Genomic DNA, 19303 nt, shown 5'->3' with positions numbered 1-19303 from the left:
TGCAGGGATGTGAAATTTTGGACAAAAGTAAAATCAAAGGTTATCTATTGGTATCCGCCTTTACAGTACTGCTCTATTTAGGGCTTACCAACCTGGACGCCCTGGCGAAAACTATTAAGGCCGGTTTGAGTTTGTTTATGCCCTTTATTTTAGGAATGGTAATTGCCTTTGTGCTCAATTACCTGCTGTGCGCTTTTGAAGAAAAGCTGTACCGGCCAGTGTGGGAAAAATATCCCCGGGCGGCTAAGTTTAAACGGCCGATTTCCTTAGTGTCCACCTATCTGATTTTAATTATTGGGATCTCTGTTTTGTTGGTGGTAGTAATCCCCCAATTGGCCACGAGTATTGTTACCTTAGCCAATAACGTGCCCTCCTATCTCAATTCCCTGCAGAAGATGGTGGAAGATCTGATCACAAAACTGAATATCCAGCCGCAGATTTGGGAACAGCTGATGGAACAGCTCAACAAGGCGGTGGAATGGGTGCTGCAGTTTATTATCGACGCCATGCCCCGGATGATAAATTTGGTGATCTCTGTCAGCGGCGGAGTGATGGATACTATGATTGCGATGATCGTTTCGATTTATCTTCTGCTGAGCAAAGAAAAGCTGGTGAACCAAGTTTCCATGATCAACCGGGCATTTCTGCCCCAGCCGGCGGCGCGCCAAACCTCCCGTATAAGCAGGGTGATTGTGGAAACCTTTGGGAAATATGTGACCGGCCAGATTACCGACGCTTTGATTATCGGGGTGGTCAGTGTTATTGGATTATCAATTTTACAATTCCCGTATGCTATGCTTATCGGCGTAGTCATGGGAATTACCAATGTGATCCCGTTTTTCGGTCCGTTTATTGGGGCGGTTCCCGGATTTTTCATTATCCTTATGATCGATCCGCTCAAAGCGGTGTGGTACATTTTATTTGTGGTTATTGTCCAACAGGTCGACGGCAATATTATCGCCCCGAAGATCATTGGAGAATCGGTGGGGCTGCCGCCCTTATGGGTGCTGTTTTCCGTTACGGTAGGCGGAGGCCTTTTCGGAGTATTGGGCATGATTTTGGGAACCCCGGTATTTGCTGTCATTTATCGGCTGATACGGGAGGCGGTTTATCAGCGCGCTCCGTCCCGGCAATCGCCCGAACCGGAAAAAGAAGTATAAAAGCGCGCATGAAGAGAAGCTTTACAGCGGCCAAAAAGCCTTGCGGGAAAATTTCCGCAGGGCTTTTGGATTGCTTACGCATAAAAGAGCATCCTGTGAATATACTGCTCCATAAAATAAGGATCTTGGGAAAGGGAAACCTCCTGGGCAGTTTGGGCAAGGGTCTGGGCCTGGACCAAAAAAGTTTCCGACAATGCGCACAGGCAGGCCCCGGCCCCCGCGGCGTTTCCCACGGACTGGCATCGGTCGATTAAGCTTGGGGGCAAAAGGCCAATTTTTCCGGCGGTATACGGATTGAGCCAGCTTCCAAATCCGCCGGCGATATAAACAGAGGTGATGTCCTGGGGCTGACAGCCGCCGCGGTAGAGCAAGGTATCAATCCCGGCGGCGATCGCGGCTTTTGCCAATTGAAGCTGGCGGATGTCCCGCTGGGTTATCATAACGCCGCTGTCTCCCAACAGGAAAGCGGTGTCCTCTTTTGTTTTACGGATCAAAGGGGAAAAAGGATGCCCCTCCTCTAACAGCAGACCGGTTTCATCCAGAGCCCCCTGCTCCAGCAAGAACGCCAAAGCGTCCACAGCCCCGGTGCCGCAAATTCCCTGTGCCGGACCAGCGCCCACCACCTGATAGGAAAGCCTGCCGTCCTGATAGGAAACTTCTTTTACCGCCCCATTTTTGGCGGGCATTCCCATGGAAAGGCCCGCCCCTTCAAAGGCGGGACCAGCCGCCGCCGCCGCGCACAGCAGCCGGCCTTCCCGAAAAAGAGCCATTTCTCCATTGGTTCCGATATCCACCACCAGGGAGTTTTCCTCCATTTTACAGGACAGAGCGGCACAAACCAAATCCGCGCCCGCATATGCGCTGACGCAGGGACACAGGTACACCGGGCAAGAGGCGGGAAGGCTGCGAAAAAGCTCGCGGGCACTGTACATGACCCCAAATAGGCTTTGGGGAACAAAGGGGGCGGCGGCAATACCGCTGGCGTCCAGACCGCATAAAAGATGAAGCATAGTGGTATTTCCGGTAATGGCCATTCCCTTTACCGCTTGCTTGGGGATGTTTGTTTGAGCAAGGAGAAGGCCGATCATCCTGTCCAGCTGGGAGCAGACCGTTTTTTGCAGCGGACCGGGTTTTTCCTGAGCGCAGGCAATCCGGGAGATCACATCCGCGCCAAAACATTTCTGTTGGTTTTCCTCCCCCAACCGGGCGATAATATGAGAATCGGTTAAATCTACAAGATAAACGGCGATAGTAGTGGTTCCGATATCCACAGCGGCGGCAACTCCCTGGCTGCCGAAAGGGGAGGCGTCGCCGACAGAGGGAAGCTCCTCAAAGGTATCCGCAAAAAAGCTTGTCCCTTTGGGAAGCACTACCGTACAGTCGCCCAGAGCCACCGTACAGCAGGCAAGGCGCAGATTCTGTTCCAGTTCTGCGGGGGAAAAGGCTTCCCTTTCCTCCAAAGAAAGGGGAGAAAGCTCCCCATAAGCAGTGACTCGGCATTTTTTACAGGTGCGGTTTCCCCCGCAGGGCAGGGCGAACCCAACCCCCCGCTCCTGAAGCTCCTGGGAGATCAAAGCGGGCGCTTCAAAGGAAAAAGAACAATGCTCCTTTCCCATATACAGGCTCATGGTAGGCATACTGCTTCCCCTTTTCCTACAAATTTTTTCCCCACGAAAATTTTCGGCATATCCGCCGGGACAGATAAGCGCAGGCAATTCCTAAGGCAATTCCGCAGGCCACATCGGTGAGATAATGGACCGTGAGGTACAGCCGGGAGAAAGCGATCAGGCCTGCCAGCACAAGGGCGCAGCGGCCGAGCTTTTTATCCATAAAATAGATACACAGCGCTCCGGCAAAGGAAGAGGAGGAATGTCCCGAGGGGAAAGAAAAGCCGCTTGGGGGAGATATGAGCAGCGTAAGCTGCGGCAGATGAGAAAATGGACGCAGGCGCCCCACCAGGTTTTTTATGGCGAACTCGCCGATCAAGGTAGTCATAAGCAAAGCAAGGGCGCACATCACTCCATAAGGCCGGGTTTTTTTGCTCCACAAAAGAAGTACGGAAAAGACAAGCCAAATAAAGCCGCTGTTTCCCAAGGTAGTGATAAAGGGAAGCAGCCAGTCCAAAAAAGCACAGCTCAGGTGCTCGTGTATCCAGGTAACGATCGTCAGATCCGCTTGAAAAATTGTATCCATGCCAACCTCCTTTTAAAGGTTCTTAAATTTTATCACAAACTGGGGGAAACAATCAATCTTTATGCGCAAAAATACAAAAGTTATGATATAATAAAAAACGAACAATGACTTTGGGACGCGCTTTGCAGCCTGCGCCCCGAAATAGGAAGTACAATACCACACCCTAGTCAAACTATAAGGCGGTAGAAATCATATGCTACAGATCATACTAACAATTTTAGGCGTCCTTTTGGGCGTCCTGCTGGTGCTTTTGATCATTGCTCTGATACATACGGCAGCTATGCGAACGGAACTCAAGCCAGTGCCTCAATCGGATATGTCCCAGTGGCTGAAGAATAAGGACATCTACGCTACGCATCTTAGCCAAATGATACAGGTTCCAACGGTCAGCCGGCGGGGAAATAAGGATATGACCACAATCTACCAGTTCCACCGGCTGATTGAACGGCTGTATCCCAAGCTTCACGCCACCTTGGAAAAGAAAGATATCGACGGTGCGCTGCTGTTCAAATGGAAAGGAAGCAATCCTTCCCTGAAACCCATCCTTCTAATGTCCCATATGGATGTGGTGGAGGCTGGCGGGGACTGGGGAGCTTTTGATGGGGAAATATCCGGCGGGGCGATTTGGGGCAGGGGCTCGGTGGATACCAAAGGCGCTTTGTGCGCTATCCTGGAGTCGGTAGAATATCTGCTGGGAGAAGGCGTTACTCCGGCTTGCGATGTGTATATCGCTTCGTCCAATAATGAAGAGATTACCGGTGACGGCGCGGTGAAAACGGTAGATTACCTGCAGGCCCAGGGAATTACCTTAGGCTTGGTGATGGATGAAGGGGGCGCGATGATCGGAAGCCCGATGCCGGGAATGGAACACGACCTTGTAGTGGCCATGGTAGGTGTTTTGGAAAAGGGGCGGGCAAATGTAAAATTTACCGCTGAAAGTACGGGCGGACATGCCAGTATCCCCCAAAGAAACACCCCCATTGCCCGGCTGGCGGCGTTTGTCAATCGGATAGAAAAGCGCCCGCCTTTTAAACACAAGTTTACACAACCGGTAAAACAGATGTATCACTCTATGGCTCATTATATGCACTTTCCTTTCCGGTTTATTTTAGGAAATTTATGGCTGTTCGGGCCGCTGTTAAAATTAGTGCTTCCAAAAATGGGAGGGCAGGCCAACGCGATGATCGCATCCACCTGCGTCTTTACTATGGCCCAGGGGAGCAACGGGGCCAACGTGATTCCTATGGAGGCCAGTGTAACGGCCAATATGCGCTTTATGACGCATCAACGGATGGGGCCTTCGATTAACAAAGTGGCCAAAATCGCCAGAAAATACGATATCAGCACGCAGATTATCAGCGGGTATGACGTGTGCAATCCTGCGGATACCAACAGTTATGAATATAAATATGTCCTGCGGCGTATCCGGGACACCTTCGGGGAAATTCCTATTTCTCCCTATGTAATGCTGGCAGGGACAGACTCCCGGCACTATACCCGGATATGTAATTGTGTGCTGCGGTTTGTGCCCTTAATTATGACCAACGAGCAGATGAAAAGCGCTCATGGAATTGGAGAAAACTTGGATGTTGACAGCCTTGCGAAAGCGGTGGGATTTTACGCCGGGCTGATTAAAAATTATACCGGACCCCAGCAGATTTCCCCTGAGGGCCGGCAGAAAAAGAGCAAATAGCGCAGTAGGAGGAAGATAGAATATGTCAATTTCCAAAGAAGTGATGATGTCCCTGCAAAACGGCAGCGATGTGCGGGGAGTGGCTACCGACGGAGTGGAAGGCCAGCCGGTAAATCTTACCGGGGAGGCGGCCAACCGCATTGCGGGAGCGTTCGCTATGTGGCTTGCGGAAAAAATTCATTCCAAAGAGGCGGGTCAACTGCGTATCGGCGTGGGGCATGACAGCCGTATTTCCGCCCCCCAGCTGAAAACGCAGGTATTAAGGGGCTTGAGCGCAGCCGGGGTAAAAGCGTATGATTGCTCCCTGGCCTCTACGCCCTCTATGTTTATGTCTATCGTATATCCGGAAACCGCGTTCGACGGTTCTATTATGATCACCGCCAGCCATCTGCCTTTTAACCGCAACGGTTTGAAGTTTTTTGACCGGGACGGCGGCCTGGAAAAAGCGGATATCACAGATCTGCTGGAAAGGGCTTGTGAACTAGAAAGCAGAGACGCGGACATTTCCCAGGTGGAAGAGGTGGACCTGCTGTCGTTGTATGCGGAGAGCCTGTGTGAGAAAATTCGCTTGGGCGTGGCCGCACAGGACTATGATAAACCTTTGCAGGGGTTAAAGGTAGTATTGGATGCAGGCAACGGCGCCGGCGGGTTTTTTGTGGAAAAAGTGCTCAAGCCTCTGGGGGCGGATACCCAAGGCAGCCAGTTCCTGGAGCCGGACGGGACCTTCCCCAACCACATCCCTAATCCGGAAAACAAGCAGGCCATGCAAGCCATTCAGACCGCTACGGTCAATAACCGCGCGGATCTGGGAATTATTTTTGATACGGATGTGGACCGGATGTCCGCTGTGCTGGATGATGGGAAAGAAGTCAACCGGGATGGAATTATCGCTATGATGGCGGCAATTTTAGCGCCGGATTATCCAGGAAGCACGATTGTCACCGACAGCGTTACCTCAGACAAACTTACCGACTTTTTGGAAAACAGCCTGGGGCTTCATCATCATCGGTTCAAAAGGGGATATAAAAACGTCATAAACGAGGCAAAACGGCTCAATGGGGAAAAGGTCCTTACTCCGCTGGCGATTGAAACCTCCGGTCACGGAGCCTTAAAAGAAAACTATTTTTTGGACGACGGAGCCTATATGGCGGTAAAAATGCTGATTGCCGCGGCGCTTGCCAAAAAATCCGGCCGCAAGATTGACAGTTTGATCGCCGATCTCAAACCCAGTTTTGAATGTCGGGAGTACCGGATGAACATTCACGGCAAAGACTTTAAAGAATATGGGGGCATGGTTCTGGAGGCGTTTGAGAAAAACGCCAGGGCCGCAGGATATGACGTGGCTCCCAACTCCTACGAAGGAGTGCGCCTTTCTTTTGGCGGGGAGGAAGTACAGGGCTGGATGCTTCTGCGGCTTTCTCTGCACGATCCGCTGATGCCCTTTAATATTGAGGGAAACCGCCCGGGGGACTGCGATAAGCTGCTGGAGATTGGAAAAAAACTGCTTTCTTCCTTTGAGCGGCTGGATACCAGTGTGTTAAAATAATTACTTATAAAAAAGCGCCCGCCTATGGCAAATTTTCCATAGGCGGGCGTTTTATCCCACGGTCAAGGGGCGCCAAAGAAAAATATTTTCTTTGGCGCCCCTTGGCGGTTACTTTTCGATTTCACAATTTTTAATGGCATAGTCGATAAACATCCCGATCAATTCATTGCGGCTTCGTCCGCTGATGGACGCAATCTCATCGATTTTTGCTACAGCTTCCTCACGGATTCGAATGGAAAATGTGCGGTATCCATCGTCGCCCCGCAGCGGTTTGGGAGTGATTTTGAGTTTATCTTTTCCCATATTTGCGCCCCTCCCCGATTTTTCTCACTAAAAAAAGTATAATATTGACGTGGTAACCTTTGATATGTTATTATATGTGTTATAAAATCATGTTATCAAAGAAAAGAGGAAATGCTATTGGGCAGAGAAGAATCAAAAAAAGACTATTTGGTCTTATATCGAGGGCTTTGCGATCAGGCCGCCCGGCTCAATGGGATAGTTTCCCGATGCCGTCCAGACTTCCGGGACGAAGAGTTTCCGTATGATCAGGCATATGAAAAATTATTGGAATTTTTGCAGGAGGATATTCGCCTGCTGCATCATCTTAAAGCAAGCCTCTCCAACCAGGAAAACAGAGAATAATTTAGTAAAACGCCTTTTCTAAGGCGTTTTTCATTTTCCCCAGGGAAACAATCCCTGGGGGCTGGCATAAGATGGCATAGGGAGGCGATAAGTTATGATGAACAACTACCCAATGGGACCGGGACGCCGGCCGGTGCAGAGGGGCGGGTACTATTCTTCCAGCCAGCAGAATTACGGCCAGCAGCCCCAGAGCCAGCAGGATACGGGACAGTACAGCCAACCATCTCAGCAGTTACCTAACGGCCTTTTAGGAAAGCTGTTTAATCCCCAAGATCCCCTGGGTTCCATTAATAAAATTGTCAGTATTATGAAAATACTGGGCTGACCCCAACGGGGCAGCTTACATAAGGGCGCTTGAATAAGGGGTGCTTTCAGCCAAAAAAAGACAAGCTGTTTTTATCATAAAAAACCGGTTCTAGCTATGCGTTGATAAAAAGCAGCGATCCTGTGAAAATTAGACAAAAATACACTGGTACCTCCTCATCGACAAACAAAGAAGGATATGATAAAATAGAACCGTCGGCCAAGCAAAAACCCCGGTCCAATAGGGTTTTCAGCGTTTTATCAGTAGAGGAAGAAGCGGGTCGGAAAAATTATATTTGTGGGAAAGGTAATATTTTATAAAAAATCATTGACAATTTTAAAATTATAGTATAACTTATATATATAGAACCGTTCCCATATAGAAATGAGCGTGAAGAAAATTTTAACGATTAAAGATATTGCGCAACGGGCAGGCGTAGCGAAGTCCACGGTATCACGTGTTTTGAACAATTCAGGTTATGTTGGGGAAGAGACAAGGAAAAAGGTGGAAAAGATTATTGCCGAGAGCAATTATCTCCCATCCGCCACCGCCCGAAGCCTCTCAAAACAGGAATCCAATACCATCGGCGTGGTAATTCCGGAGGCGGACAACACCTTTTTCGGGGAGGCTTTGCGGGGGATTAGCGAAATCGTCGATAAAAACGACCTGACAATGATCTTCTGCAATACAGAAAACAATCAGCACAAAGAGCAAAAGGCGCTTCATATGCTGGAGGAGCAGCGGGTGCGCGGGTTAATTTTGACCCCTACTGCCGACTATAGCTCCCCCACCGAAGCTAAACAGCTCAAACGGGTACTGGATAACCTGAAGGTTCCGGTGGTTCTCATGGACCGCCGGGTAGAAAATCCCCAATGGGACGGAATTTATTATGACAACTTTAACGGCGGATACAAGGCAACCGAAGCCTTAATTCAGGCGGGGCATAAAAGAATCGGCACCATTACCGGCGACCTGCGGCAGATTCACGGCCGGGAACGTTTCAACGGTTTTAAACAGGCGATCTTTGACAACGACTTTTCTCTGAATCCCAGATATGTGTATAAAGGGGACTTTACTACCCAGACCGCCTATGAGATTACAAAGAAAATGATCGCTTCCGGAGAGATGCCCGAGGCTATCTTTTTAAGCAACAACCTGACCTCTATCGGTTTTGTAAAAGCGATTTTTGAGGCCCGGATGGAACTGGGCAGGGACATCTGTTGCGTGGGTTTCGACCATGTGGACACCCTGGATATTTTAAATGTTGACTTCAGTTATGTAGAACGGGATACAATCAACATGGGGCGAATGGCCATGCAGATGCTTCTGGACCGGATCGAGCAACCTATGCTGCCCAGAAGAGAACATATTATTCCTGCGCATTTGGTGCTCAAAGGATCAGAAAAGAAAAAATAGGATTGTGCAGTAAAAACCGCCGGGAATCGGCCTCGGCAGGTACCGGGAAAGGATGCCGGCGGTTTTTAAAACATTGTGGAAGGTGAAGAAGTGAAAAAGGGTTCTTACTGGAAGCAATTTATTTTTTTCAAAAAAAGGAACCGGTTCCTTTAAGGAGGGTATTGAGTGCCTGCAAATCAGGATTATAAAGTCTTCCCGGCTGCAAAAAAAGCAGTTTTATCCTTATTGAGGGAACCGGTTCCTTCAACGGTGGTCCCCCTGCTGTTGAGGACATTATCCTTAAAAGCTATTTTTAATTGACTTATATACTTTTAACATCAGCCCAGGAATGGAGGTGTGCGCTACAAAAAATCGTTAGCTGGAGACAAACAATTTAACCAGAAAAGAGGGAATATGATGGATAACAGTATTGCAACCGTTGTACGCAATATCCAAACGGTGATGGATACGGGGAAGGTAGTAGTATATAACCTTAACTCGATTTATTTCAACACCGGAGAAGAAAAACCGGGCAGGGAAACCAGCACATTAAGCGGAATGAAGCTTATCGCCGCGGGGCTGGGCAATTGGAAGAGCTGTCCGGAGATATAGACGAGTCAAGGATCCCCCGCGCCGCCTGTCTGTAAAGGTGACGCGGGCCTGGGTTACCGTCCTTTGAGGGACACTGCATAAGAAAGTGGTAAAGATGAATAAAGAAGCTTTGATATTTTAGTGAATAAAAGCTATTTACATGAAAATTTTTTCCGTGTATAATACAAGAGTGGAACCGGTTTTCTATAAAGTATATAAGTCGAAAAAAGCTGATTAATAAACTTGGCATACAAAAAAGGGAAAAACATCCATATTGATAAGCCCTGTCCGGGACAGACGCCTGGACGGTTTGAACGGCGGATTTGGGCTGTCTGCGCCGTATTGTGTTTTATGGATAACCGAAAGCAAGTTGAAATCGGTTATTTATTTTAAGTTATGTGGTACCGGTTCCATTTTTCTTACTTCACAGTAAAATTTAACAGAAAAGAGGATATTGAAAATGAGCAAAAAACCTTATAATATCGCGGTTATTGTAAAAGCGCTTAACTCTGACTTTTGGCAGACCATGCTCAACGGAGCCAAAAAAGCTGCCGAGGAGCATCCTGAACTATTAAAAGTGACCACCTATGGGCCTCCGGAGGAAACCGACGTGGCCTTGCAGGTAGAAATTTTACAGCAGGTAGTAAAAGAAGCCCCGGACGGTATCGCCATCGCCTCCACTAGCAACGATTTGACCATTCCGGCGATCGATGAGGCTATGAGCAAAGGTATTCCGGTCGTAACGATGGATAACCAGATCAGCTCGGACAATTATGTGTCCTTTTTAGCTACCGACAGCGTCAACGCCGCCGCCGGAGCCGCCGATGCCATGCTGGCAGACTGGAAAGCGGCAGGCATTGACCCTCAGGGAAAGAAATTTTTGGTGATCAATTCTTCCAAAGCATCCAAGGTGGACCAGGACCGGGACAGAGGATTTATGGAACGGATGAAAGCGCTGGTTCCTTCCATGGTTATGCTGGATGTTCAGTATGTGGAAAATGATCCGGTACTTACGGAGAATGTGACCAAGACACTGATCCAGGCCAACCCGGATTTAATTGGTATTTTCGCGGACAATGATATGACCGGCGTGGGCATTTCTAAAGGTATCGCCGCGGCGGGCGCCGCCGGAAAAGTCATGGGATACGCCTTTGACGCCAATGATGTGGAAATCCAGGCGGTAAAAGACGGCGTGCTCACCGGTATGGTGGTGCAGGATCCCTTTGGCATCGGATATAAAAGCGCTATGTTCGCTGTGGACGCCTTAGAAAACCGGCAGGTACCCAAGGTGGTGGACACTGGCGCGACCATCGTGACTAAAGCCAATATTGACGATCCCAAGGTGCATAAGCTCCTTTACCCCAACCAGTAAGGCAAGGGTACAGTAGGAAAGGAGTGAACGTATGATTTATAAAAAGGTAGAAAAAATCAAAGAAGAAATATCTTCCATCGGCATCGGCTGCTGGAATTTCGGCGGGGACTGGGATGGTTCCAGCGATGAAAACACGGAAAAAATCGTGCTGACCGCCCTGGAGAACGGAATAAATTTTTTTGATATCGCCCCGGTATACGGCTTTTTCCATTCGGAAGCCGTATTGGGAAAGATTATGAAAAAACATGGATTCCGGAATAAAGTTATTATCGCCAGCAAGTGCGGCCTTCGTTGGGGGAGTGACAAGGTCACCCGCAACGATTTAAGCCGGGAGAGCATCCTGTGGGAGATCGACCAGAGCCTGGGAAGACTTCAGACGGATCATATCGATATTTACCAGCTTCATTGGCCAGACCACAATACTCCTATCGAAGAGACAGTGGACACCCTGAAAGAGATTAAAAAGGCAGGAAAAATCCGCTATATCGGGCTGACCAACTTTTCCCAAAAGGATGCGGAAACCTTTGAATCCATGGTAGAGATCAATTCCCAGCAGTCCTTATATAATATGCTGGAGCGCAACACGGACAGTTATCATAACATCCCCTTGGAATACAAAACGGAAAAAGAGGTGCTTCCTTACGTAAAAGCGCACGGTCAAGCGTTTATGCCGTACAGCCCTATGTTCCAGGGACTGCTCAGCGGAAAATTTAAAAGAAGCGCCAATTTTTCTCAGGCGGATATTCGTAATCAAAACCCCAAATTCAGAGATCCGCTGTTCAGCAGATATTATGAAGCCTCCGAGCAGTTGTGCCGGTTTGCTCAGAAAATCGGCCATCCCCTGAATGAAATTTCCCTGAACTGGTTGCGTCAGAACCCACAGGTAACCTCCATTATTGCCGGCGCGGACACCCCGGAAGAGCTGCTGGAAAATTTACAGTGTTTGACATGGGAGCTGACGGAGGAGATGTTTGAGGAAATTGAAAAAATAATCGCCCCTTTTGAAAATATATAAGAGGTGAAGCTATGGCAGTATATCTCATTGCTCACGACCTGGGGACCACTGGAAACAAAGCCACCCTTTTTACCGACCGGGGAGAATTGATAAACAGCGCGGTTTACAGCTATCCCACCAGTTATTTTAACGGTAACTGGGCCCAGCAGGATCCGGGGGATTGGTGGAAGGCGGTATGTGAGACAAGCCGGCAGCTGCTGGAAGGCGTGGACAAAAGCCAGGTGGCGGCTGTTTCATTCAGCGGCCAGATGATGGGATGTGTGTGCCTGGGAAAACAGGGGGAGCTTCTTGGAGACGGGATCATCTGGGCGGATCAGAGGGCTGTCAAACAGGCGGATAACTTGGGCGCCCGGATCTCCCAAAAGGAGTTTTACCACATTACCGGTCACCGAATCAGTCCGGCCTACAGTTTGGAAAAGCTGATGTGGATAAGGGACAATCAGCCGGATACCTTTCGAAAGATCCATAAAGTGCTCAACCCTAAGGACTATGTTATTTGGCTGCTTACCGGCCAGTTGGTTACCGATTATTCGGACGCTTCCGGCACCAACGCCTTTGACTTAAACCGTCTGTGCTGGTCCCGGGAGATTTTGCAGTGCGCCGGGATACGGGAGGAACTGTTCCCACAGGCCTTTCCCTCCACTCATATGGCGGGAAAGGTGACCCCCCAAGCCGCCCGGGAATGTGGGCTGCTGGAAGGCACACCGGTAATTATCGGTGGCGGGGACGGGGTGTGCGCCGCCGTAGGCGCGGGGTCGGTGGAGGAAAACAAGGCGTACGCTTATTTAGGTTCCTCCTCCTGGATCGCGTATACAGCCAGGGAGCCGGTGTACGACGAAGAAATGCGCACCTTTAACTGGGCGCATATTCTGCCGGGATACTACGCCCCCACCGGTACTATGCAAGCGGCGGGAAACTCCCTTTCTTTTATGAAAGATATTCTCTGCAAGGATCTGATAAAGGCTGCCCGGCAGGAAGGAAAAAGCGTATACCAGTTAATTGACCGGGAGATTGAAAATTCCCCGATGGGGGCCAAGGGACTGATTTTCCTGCCTTATCTCTTAGGCGAGAGAAGTCCCCGATGGAACCCGGACGCCAGAGGAGCGTTTATAGGGCTTAAAATGGAACATGAGCGGTGCGATTTGCTGCGGGCCGCGGCGGAAGGAATAGCCATGAACCTGGAAATTATTTTCAGCGTATTTTGCGGCCATGCTCAAATTGACGCTATCCGTCTGATCGGAGGCCTGGCTAAAGGCAGGGTGATCCGGCAGATTTTGGCGGATGTGCTGGAGTGTGAAATCGGAAAGTTCAATTATCTGGAAGAGGCTACCTCCATCGGTGCGGCGGTAACCGCCGGGGTAGGCGTAGGCGCGCTGGAGGACTTTGGCAGGGTAAAGGACTTTATCCGACTGGAGGAAACTGCCCTCCCTGATATCAAGGCCCAGTCGGTTTACCGTTCCTATAAGGAAGTGTTTAACGCTGCCTATTACGCCTTAAAACCAATTTACCGCCGGCTTGCCAAGATGTAAGCCCAAAAGGAGAGAAATGTTATGGGAGAAAAGTTAACGGTGACCCAGCTGGCCAAATGTATCGATCAGACTTTGCTGAAACCTTATGTTTCCAATGAGGAGCTGCGGACCCACTGTGAGAAGGCGGTTGCGTACGGGTTTAAAACCGTGGCTATCAACAACGCACCCATTCCTTTCTGTGCTTCTATTATCAAGGGAAAGGGCGTACTCATCGATGCGGCGGTCAGTTTTCCGCTGGGACAGTGCACAATAGAAACCAAGGTGTTTGAAACCGTCGACGCCATTGAAAAAGGGGCGGACGAGGTGGATTATGTGGTCAACCTGGTGGAAGTGAAAAACCGCAACTGGGCTTATATTCAGGAGGAGATGTCCAGGATTGTGGAAGTGTGCAGGGACAGAAAAACTACTTCAAAGGTGATTTTTGAGAACTGTTATCTCACACAGGAAGAAAAGGAAAAACTCTGTGAGATTTCTCTGGAGGTGCTGCCTGATTTTATCAAAACCTCCACCGGGTTTGGCACAGGAGGGGCCACTGTACAGGATGTGGCGTTAATGAAAGACTGGGTAGGCGGTAAAATCAAAATTAAAGCTGCCGGCGGGATTCGTACAGCTGAGCAGGCCCTTGCTATGATCGGGGCAGGTGCCAGCCGGATTGGAACCAGCCGGGGATGCGAAATTATAGAGCAATATAAAACCATATTACAGGAGGGAAAGTAAATGTTTAAAAGTGGAATTGTCAACTCGGAGATCAATTATCATGTATCTAAAATGGCCCATCATGATACCATGATGATCAGCGACGCCGCGATGGAGCTGCCGGTACATATCAATCGTGTGGATCTGGCATATACTCCGGGGGTCCCGGAGATCACCACAGTGGTAAAAGGTATGCTGGCAGAATGTATCATAGAGAAGGCGTATATGGCTAGTGAAATGAAAGAACATTCCCCTGAGCTTTATACCCAGTATGAAAAAATTCTCGGCCAGTACAACATTCCTATCGAATGTGTGCCTCACACCGAGTTTTGCAGGCTGGCAGATAAAGTTTCAGTAGCCATCCGTACCGGCGAGTTCCATTATCATTATTCTTCCGTTATTTTAGTAAGCGGATGCCCCTATTGATTGTTTAAATTGTTTGATGTAAGCAACTAGTAAAACAGAAAAGATAGAAAGGGAGATCGAGATGATTAAAAAGGGAATTTTAAATCCTGCGGTAAACAATGCGCTGTCCAAAATGACTCATTTGGATACTATGTTGGTTTCAGACGCGGCCATGCCGCTTCCCAAGGGGGTAGAACGGGTTGATTTGGCCTTTACTCTGGGAATCCCTCCACTGGTACCGGTGATTGAGGGGATCCTGGAAGAATGCATTATTGAAAAAGTATATATAGCCAACGAGATTGAAAAAGCGTCTCCGGCTCTTTTGGAAGAGTACAGAAAATTGTTCGGCGATATTCCCATCGAACTGGTCCCTCATGAAAAGCTTTGTGAAATGAGTGAAAACTCCCGAGTTTGCCTGCGTACCGGCGAAACTCAGTTCCATTATTCTTCGGTGCTGCTGGTTTGCGGCTGTCCTTATTAATTTGTACTAAAAAAGGCGCGGGTTTTTCTCTGGGAAGGCCCGCGCCGGAAGAAGTGACGATATGGTACAATATTTTTATACTGACTCTGAGCAGCTATGCGGTTTGAATAGTATCGCGCTTTTCGGCGCGTGAGATAGGAGCAACTTGCATCAAACAAACTTGCCCCCCGAAACCTTACCATTTAAAATTTTGCAGGAGGAAAGCGAGACATGAGTATAAAAAAGAAATTCGCGGCGGAAATTGGCGGTACCTTTACCGACATTATTCTGTTTGAAGATGTAAACGGAAAAACCCAGTTAAAAACCCTCAAAGTTGCATCCACGCCTTCCCATCCGGAAGAAGCGGTTATTGAGGGCGCGGACAAATTGATGAAAGACTGGTCCAATACGGCGGAAATGCTTCACGGTTCTACCGTAGCCACCAACGCTGTTCTGGAGCGCAAAGGCGTATCAACCGCCCTTTTGGTGACCGAAGGCTTTGCGGATACGCTGGAAATTCTTCGAGGGGACAAAACCAATATTTATGATCTGTTTTATCAGCGTCCAGCGCCGGTGGTTCCAAGAAATCTGGTATATCCGGTAACCGAGCGTCTGAGTGCCCAGGGAGAAGTGATTATTCCTTTATCAGAGGCCCAAATTCGGCAGATCGCCGGCCAGCTCAAAGAGCAGGGGGTAAAATCTGTGGGGATATGCTTCCTTCACAGCTACGCCAGTGAAAAACATGAGAAAATGGCGAAAAAAATTATCGAAGAGGAAATTTCCGATTGTATCGTAACCGCGTCTTATGAAATCCTTCCTCAATTCCGCGAGTATGAGAGAACCAGTACGGTAGCCATTACCTCTTATATCGCTCCAGTTATGATCCGTTACATAGAAAGTCTGTATCATCAGCTGCAGGCGCGCGGGTTCGGCGGAGAAATCTTCATCACCCAATCCAATGGCGGTGTTATCCCTATGGACGCTCTGCGCAAGGAAGTTGCCCGGACCTTGCTTTCCGGACCGGCGGCAGGCGTTACCGGCGCGGTGTTTATGGCAAAACAGGTGGGAATAGAGGATATTATCACCCTGGATATCGGCGGAACCAGCGCCGACGTATGTTTAATCAACAAAGGAAATCCGCTGGTTTCCACTACCAATGAAATCGATGGAAACGCGATTGCGGTACCCATGCTGGATATTGTCACCGTAGGCGCGGGCGGCGGTTCCATCGCCTGGGTAGACGGAGGTGGAATGCTGCAGGTTGGCCCTCAAAGCGCTGGGGCGGATCCAGGCCCGGCATGTTACTGCCGGGGAGGTACCAAGCCTACCCTTTCGGACGCCATGGCCTATCGGGGACTGCTTCGTCCGGATCATTTTGCCGGAGGCAACTATAAGCTGGATCCACAGAAGAGCCGGAAAGTCATCGGAGAAATTGCGCAGCAGCTGGGAACTACCCCAGACGAAATGGCGGAGGCTATTTGCCGGGTAATGGAGGCCAACACCATGCAGGCGGTGCGCCTTGCCTCCACCGAACGGGGCTACGACGCCAGAAACTACACCATGGTGGCGTTTGGCGGCGCGGGCGCTTTGATGGCGGCGTCCATCGCCGGCGAGCTGGGGATGAAAAAGGTTTTGGTTCCCTGCTACGCAGGCCTGTTGTCCTCTTTCGGACTGCTGGTAGCGGATATTATCCGCGATTATGTGCAGACCAAGGTTTCCCTGTGTGTGGAAACCTCCCCGGAGGATTTGAAAAATCAGTTTGAAAAAATGCAGGATAAAGCGGTCCAAGATATGGTAAACTACGGCTTCAAACGGGAAAACCTGAAATTCCAATATGCGGTGGACGCCCGTTACCAAGGCCAAGCGTTTGAGCTTCAGGTGGACTTTGATCATATTCCGGAAAATGGGGAAGAGATTACCAACGCGTTCCACGAAGTGCATCGCGCCCGTTACGGCTTTAACTCCCCTCAGAATCTGGTGGAGATTGTAAACTACCGCTTGAAAACGATTGTTCCCCAGGACAATGATCTGCTCAGCGGCATGAAATACGATGAAGCGGTGGACAAAGAAGAATATGTAGTCCAAAAAGCTCTCATGGGCGGCGAGTGGAAAGACTGCCGGTTCTATACCTGGTCCCGGCTTCCCAAGGATGCGGTTATCCAGGGCCCGGCGGTAATCGAGGATGAAACTTCCACCTGCGTGGTTCCCCAGACCTGGACCGCCAAACTTCAGAAGAACGGCAGCCTGATCTTAGAGAAGGAGGAAAATTAATTATGGCAAAAGATATTGCTTTATTTAATATACTTACCAACAATTTGATGTCGGTAGCCAGAGAGATGAGCGCGGACTTTTTGCGCAGCGCCTATTCGGTGGTTATCCGTGAAGCGGCGGACTGTTCTACCTTCCTGGCGGACGCGAAAGGCCGGATTTTGGCCCAGCCTCAGGATCAGCCTTTGCACATGAATTCGGTAAGCCGGGCGCTTACCGGGGCGCTGAGCAAGATCGACGCCACCAACCTGACTGAGGACGACGCGATTATCCTAAACGATCCTTACAGCGGCGGCCAGCATCAGTCGGATATCTATATTTTCTCCCCCATCGTTCACGACGGCAAGCTGGTAGCCTTTGCGGGTACCACCGGCCATCATGCGGATCTGGGGCACTCGGCTGGTTTTAACCTTTACGCCAGGGATATTTTTGAGGAACGGTTCCGTTTCTGCCCCATGGTGTTCTCTGTCAGCCGCGACTGGAACGGCGGTATTTTAGAACAGGTGCTGCGTTCCAACCTGCGTATCCCAAGGGATACCATCGGGGACATCAACGCCCAGTTGGTGGCCAATGAAACCGGCCGGCGCAGGGTGCATGGGCTGATTGAGCGATATGGATATGATACCTTTATGGAGATTTGCGAAGAGTTTTTGGATTACGCAGAAAAAGTAATGCGCGCAGCTTTAGAGGAAATTCCCGACGGGGTGTATTACGGGGAATGTATGGCGGACGACGATGGTATCCACGACGAACCGCTGGTGATCAAAGCCAAGGTCACTGTAGAAGGCAGCGAGGTATGGGTAGACTTTACCGGTACCTGCCCGCAGGTGACAACGGCGATCAACTGCCCCTTCTCCTCCACGGTTTCCGCCACTTATACCATGCTGAAAATGATTATGACCGACCCCTCCTTCCCCATCAACGACGGCTCCTACCGGCCGGTGCACATCTTCGCCCCGAAGGGGTGCCTGCTGAACCCCAAGGAATTTGCCCCGGTGGAAGGAAGAAACGTTATCATTATGCGTGTATTCCAGGCAGTGTTGAAGGCCTTTGAAGATGTGCTTCCCCAAAGGGTACCCGCTCAGGGGTACGATCAGCGTACCGAAGTAAACCTGCAGTGGGCAGGGGATGAAAAGGAAGGCTTTGTTGCCATCAGCGATCAGCTGGGCGGCGGCTATGGAGCCAGCATCAAATACGACGGTGCGGACCAACTGGATGACCCGCTGGGCAACTGCACCAACTCCCCGGTAGAAAGCTTAGAAATCGAGCAGAAATATTTCCGCGTTACCCGGTACGATCTGCGCTGCGACAGCGGCGGAGCCGGCCGACACAGAGGCGGGCTGGGCGCGTATAGGGAATACGAAATTTTGGAAGACAATGTAAATATGACAGTATACTCCGACCGGTTTAAATACCCTGCGAAAGGGGTAGCGGGCGGACAGGACGGCACTAAGGCGTATATTAAGCTGTACCATGCCGATGGAACGCAAGAGGATCTTCCGTCCAAAGGCAGCCGGGTGCTGAACAAAGGCGATCGGATGCTGGTAGCTATCGGCGGCGGCGCCGGTTACGGAAACCCCAAGGATCGTCCCAAAGAAGAAATTGAAAGCGACATCCGCCGCAAAAAAGTTTCTTTGGAAAAAGCAAGGGAACTGTACGGTTATCAAGGGTAGAAAACCGCTGTTCCATAGTTATTTGCCCACACTTCCTGGAATGTGATTGTCTCACGTCCCAGGTTCCATACCTTATACTAGAATACCCCCGGAAACGAAACAGGATGGCAGAGATGCCGTTCTGTTTCGTTTGTCTTTATATAAAATATCACAAAATGCAGTAATAATTAGTTCAAATACGAATAAAAATCGATTTACATAATTGGTTTATTCGAATATAATTAATAAAAAAGAAGAAGTTATTAAAATAATTATAGTGAAATTGATCAGAGATGCCTTGTAAAGAAAAGAAAATGTTTTCTTTATTTAAAAATGGTACCGGTTCCATATAGAGCGTTTAATTTTTCTCTTCTTGGAT

At 49.5% G+C, this 19303-nt stretch carries 18 protein-coding genes; 15 read left to right on the top strand and 3 right to left on the bottom strand.

Annotation, left to right across the window (positions count from 1 at the left end; all coding sequences use genetic code 11):
• Positions 1-17: 17 nt before the first annotated feature.
• The gene (locus H8705_RS07330; RefSeq protein ID WP_262395181.1) at positions 18-1160 is read left to right on the top strand and encodes an AI-2E family transporter; all 1143 of its coding nucleotides are present in this window, start codon (positions 18-20) and stop codon (positions 1158-1160) included.
• A gap of 74 nt (positions 1161-1234) precedes the next feature.
• On the opposite strand, the gene H8705_RS07325 is transcribed toward H8705_RS07330, so the two are convergent.
• Together H8705_RS07325 and H8705_RS07320 are read right to left on the bottom strand one after the other, a co-directional pair.
• Positions 1235-2797, bottom strand: a complete 1563-nt coding sequence (locus H8705_RS07325; protein ID WP_262395180.1) for an ASKHA domain-containing protein — start codon at positions 2795-2797, stop codon at positions 1235-1237.
• 16 nt (positions 2798-2813) lie between these two features.
• The gene (locus H8705_RS07320) at positions 2814-3353 is read right to left on the bottom strand and encodes a phosphatase PAP2 family protein (RefSeq protein WP_262395179.1); all 540 of its coding nucleotides are present in this window, start codon (positions 3351-3353) and stop codon (positions 2814-2816) included.
• Between the two features lie 193 nt (positions 3354-3546).
• Between H8705_RS07320 and H8705_RS07315 the strand changes: the two genes are divergently transcribed.
• Positions 3547-5046, top strand: a complete 1500-nt coding sequence (locus H8705_RS07315; RefSeq protein ID WP_262395178.1) for a M20/M25/M40 family metallo-hydrolase — start codon at positions 3547-3549, stop codon at positions 5044-5046.
• A gap of 22 nt (positions 5047-5068) precedes the next feature.
• On the top strand, positions 5069-6592 hold the full coding sequence (locus tag H8705_RS07310) for a phosphomannomutase/phosphoglucomutase (protein ID WP_262395177.1): 1524 nt from the start codon (positions 5069-5071) through the stop codon (positions 6590-6592).
• A gap of 108 nt (positions 6593-6700) precedes the next feature.
• Here the strand turns inward: H8705_RS07310 and H8705_RS07305 are convergent, their stop codons facing one another.
• Positions 6701-6895, bottom strand: a complete 195-nt coding sequence (locus H8705_RS07305) for a ribbon-helix-helix protein, CopG family (RefSeq protein WP_262395176.1) — start codon at positions 6893-6895, stop codon at positions 6701-6703.
• A 117-nt stretch (positions 6896-7012) separates the two neighbouring features.
• Here H8705_RS07305 and H8705_RS07300 point away from each other — a divergent pair, with 117 nt between their 5' ends.
• The 12 genes from H8705_RS07300 (at position 7013) to H8705_RS07245 (ending at position 18945) form a co-directional block, all read left to right on the top strand.
• Entirely contained in the window at positions 7013-7237 is a 225-nt protein-coding gene (locus H8705_RS07300; protein WP_262395175.1) for a hypothetical protein, read from the top strand.
• A gap of 94 nt (positions 7238-7331) precedes the next feature.
• Positions 7332-7562, top strand: a complete 231-nt coding sequence (locus H8705_RS07295; RefSeq protein WP_262395174.1) for a hypothetical protein — start codon at positions 7332-7334, stop codon at positions 7560-7562.
• Between the two features lie 369 nt (positions 7563-7931).
• Positions 7932-8957, top strand: a complete 1026-nt coding sequence (locus tag H8705_RS07290; RefSeq protein ID WP_262395173.1) for a LacI family DNA-binding transcriptional regulator — start codon at positions 7932-7934, stop codon at positions 8955-8957.
• A 393-nt stretch (positions 8958-9350) separates the two neighbouring features.
• Positions 9351-9548, top strand: a complete 198-nt coding sequence (locus tag H8705_RS07285) for a hypothetical protein (RefSeq protein WP_262395172.1) — start codon at positions 9351-9353, stop codon at positions 9546-9548.
• Positions 9549-9987: 439 nt separating this feature from the next.
• The gene (locus H8705_RS07280; RefSeq protein WP_262395171.1) at positions 9988-10899 is read left to right on the top strand and encodes a substrate-binding domain-containing protein; all 912 of its coding nucleotides are present in this window, start codon (positions 9988-9990) and stop codon (positions 10897-10899) included.
• A gap of 31 nt (positions 10900-10930) precedes the next feature.
• A complete protein-coding gene (locus tag H8705_RS07275; protein ID WP_262395170.1) occupies positions 10931-11914 on the top strand; it encodes an aldo/keto reductase in 984 nt (327 codons plus the stop codon).
• 11 nt (positions 11915-11925) lie between these two features.
• On the top strand, positions 11926-13443 hold the full coding sequence (locus H8705_RS07270) for a xylulokinase (protein ID WP_262395169.1): 1518 nt from the start codon (positions 11926-11928) through the stop codon (positions 13441-13443).
• Positions 13444-13464: 21 nt separating this feature from the next.
• Positions 13465-14160 carry a deoxyribose-phosphate aldolase gene (gene deoC, locus H8705_RS07265; protein WP_262395168.1) on the top strand — a complete coding sequence of 232 codons (696 nt, stop codon included), beginning with the start codon at positions 13465-13467 and terminating at the stop codon, positions 14158-14160.
• Positions 14161-14565, top strand: a complete 405-nt coding sequence (gene rbsD / locus H8705_RS07260; RefSeq protein WP_262395167.1) for a D-ribose pyranase — start codon at positions 14161-14163, stop codon at positions 14563-14565.
• A gap of 61 nt (positions 14566-14626) precedes the next feature.
• Entirely contained in the window at positions 14627-15025 is a 399-nt protein-coding gene (gene rbsD / locus H8705_RS07255) for a D-ribose pyranase (protein WP_262395166.1), read from the top strand.
• A gap of 210 nt (positions 15026-15235) precedes the next feature.
• A complete protein-coding gene (locus H8705_RS07250; protein ID WP_262395165.1) occupies positions 15236-17275 on the top strand; it encodes a hydantoinase/oxoprolinase family protein in 2040 nt (679 codons plus the stop codon).
• A gap of 2 nt (positions 17276-17277) precedes the next feature.
• Positions 17278-18945 (top strand): hydantoinase B/oxoprolinase family protein, encoded by a 1668-nt coding sequence (locus H8705_RS07245; RefSeq protein ID WP_262395164.1) that lies wholly within the window; start codon positions 17278-17280, stop codon positions 18943-18945.
• Positions 18946-19303 lie beyond the last annotated feature (358 nt).

The sequence above is a fragment of the Youxingia wuxianensis genome (assembly GCF_014385085.1).
Lineage (GTDB): Bacteria > Bacillota > Clostridia > Oscillospirales > Ruminococcaceae > Youxingia > Youxingia wuxianensis.
This window is presented reverse-complemented; position numbering and strand designations above follow the sequence as displayed.

Excerpts from the sequence above, each read along its gene's own strand:
- H8705_RS07275 (WP_262395170.1), top strand. The coding sequence starts at position 10,931 with ATGATTTATAAAAAGGTAGAAAAAATCAAAGAAGAAATATCTTCCATC.
- H8705_RS07245 (WP_262395164.1), top strand. The coding sequence starts at position 17,278 with ATGGCAAAAGATATTGCTTTATTTAATATACTTACCAACAATTTGATG.
- rbsD (WP_262395166.1), top strand. The coding sequence starts at position 14,627 with ATGATTAAAAAGGGAATTTTAAATCCTGCGGTAAACAATGCGCTGTCC.
- H8705_RS07320 (WP_262395179.1), bottom strand. The coding sequence starts at position 3,353 with ATGGATACAATTTTTCAAGCGGATCTGACGATCGTTACCTGGATACAC.
- H8705_RS07310 (WP_262395177.1), top strand. The coding sequence starts at position 5,069 with ATGTCAATTTCCAAAGAAGTGATGATGTCCCTGCAAAACGGCAGCGAT.
- rbsD (WP_262395167.1), top strand. The coding sequence starts at position 14,161 with ATGTTTAAAAGTGGAATTGTCAACTCGGAGATCAATTATCATGTATCT.
- H8705_RS07280 (WP_262395171.1), top strand. The coding sequence starts at position 9,988 with ATGAGCAAAAAACCTTATAATATCGCGGTTATTGTAAAAGCGCTTAAC.
- H8705_RS07305 (WP_262395176.1), bottom strand. The coding sequence starts at position 6,895 with ATGGGAAAAGATAAACTCAAAATCACTCCCAAACCGCTGCGGGGCGAC.
- H8705_RS07270 (WP_262395169.1), top strand. The coding sequence starts at position 11,926 with ATGGCAGTATATCTCATTGCTCACGACCTGGGGACCACTGGAAACAAA.
- deoC (WP_262395168.1), top strand. The coding sequence starts at position 13,465 with ATGGGAGAAAAGTTAACGGTGACCCAGCTGGCCAAATGTATCGATCAG.
- H8705_RS07325 (WP_262395180.1), bottom strand. The coding sequence starts at position 2,797 with ATGCCTACCATGAGCCTGTATATGGGAAAGGAGCATTGTTCTTTTTCC.
- H8705_RS07285 (WP_262395172.1), top strand. The coding sequence starts at position 9,351 with ATGATGGATAACAGTATTGCAACCGTTGTACGCAATATCCAAACGGTG.
- H8705_RS07315 (WP_262395178.1), top strand. The coding sequence starts at position 3,547 with ATGCTACAGATCATACTAACAATTTTAGGCGTCCTTTTGGGCGTCCTG.
- H8705_RS07250 (WP_262395165.1), top strand. The coding sequence starts at position 15,236 with ATGAGTATAAAAAAGAAATTCGCGGCGGAAATTGGCGGTACCTTTACC.
- H8705_RS07295 (WP_262395174.1), top strand. The coding sequence starts at position 7,332 with ATGATGAACAACTACCCAATGGGACCGGGACGCCGGCCGGTGCAGAGG.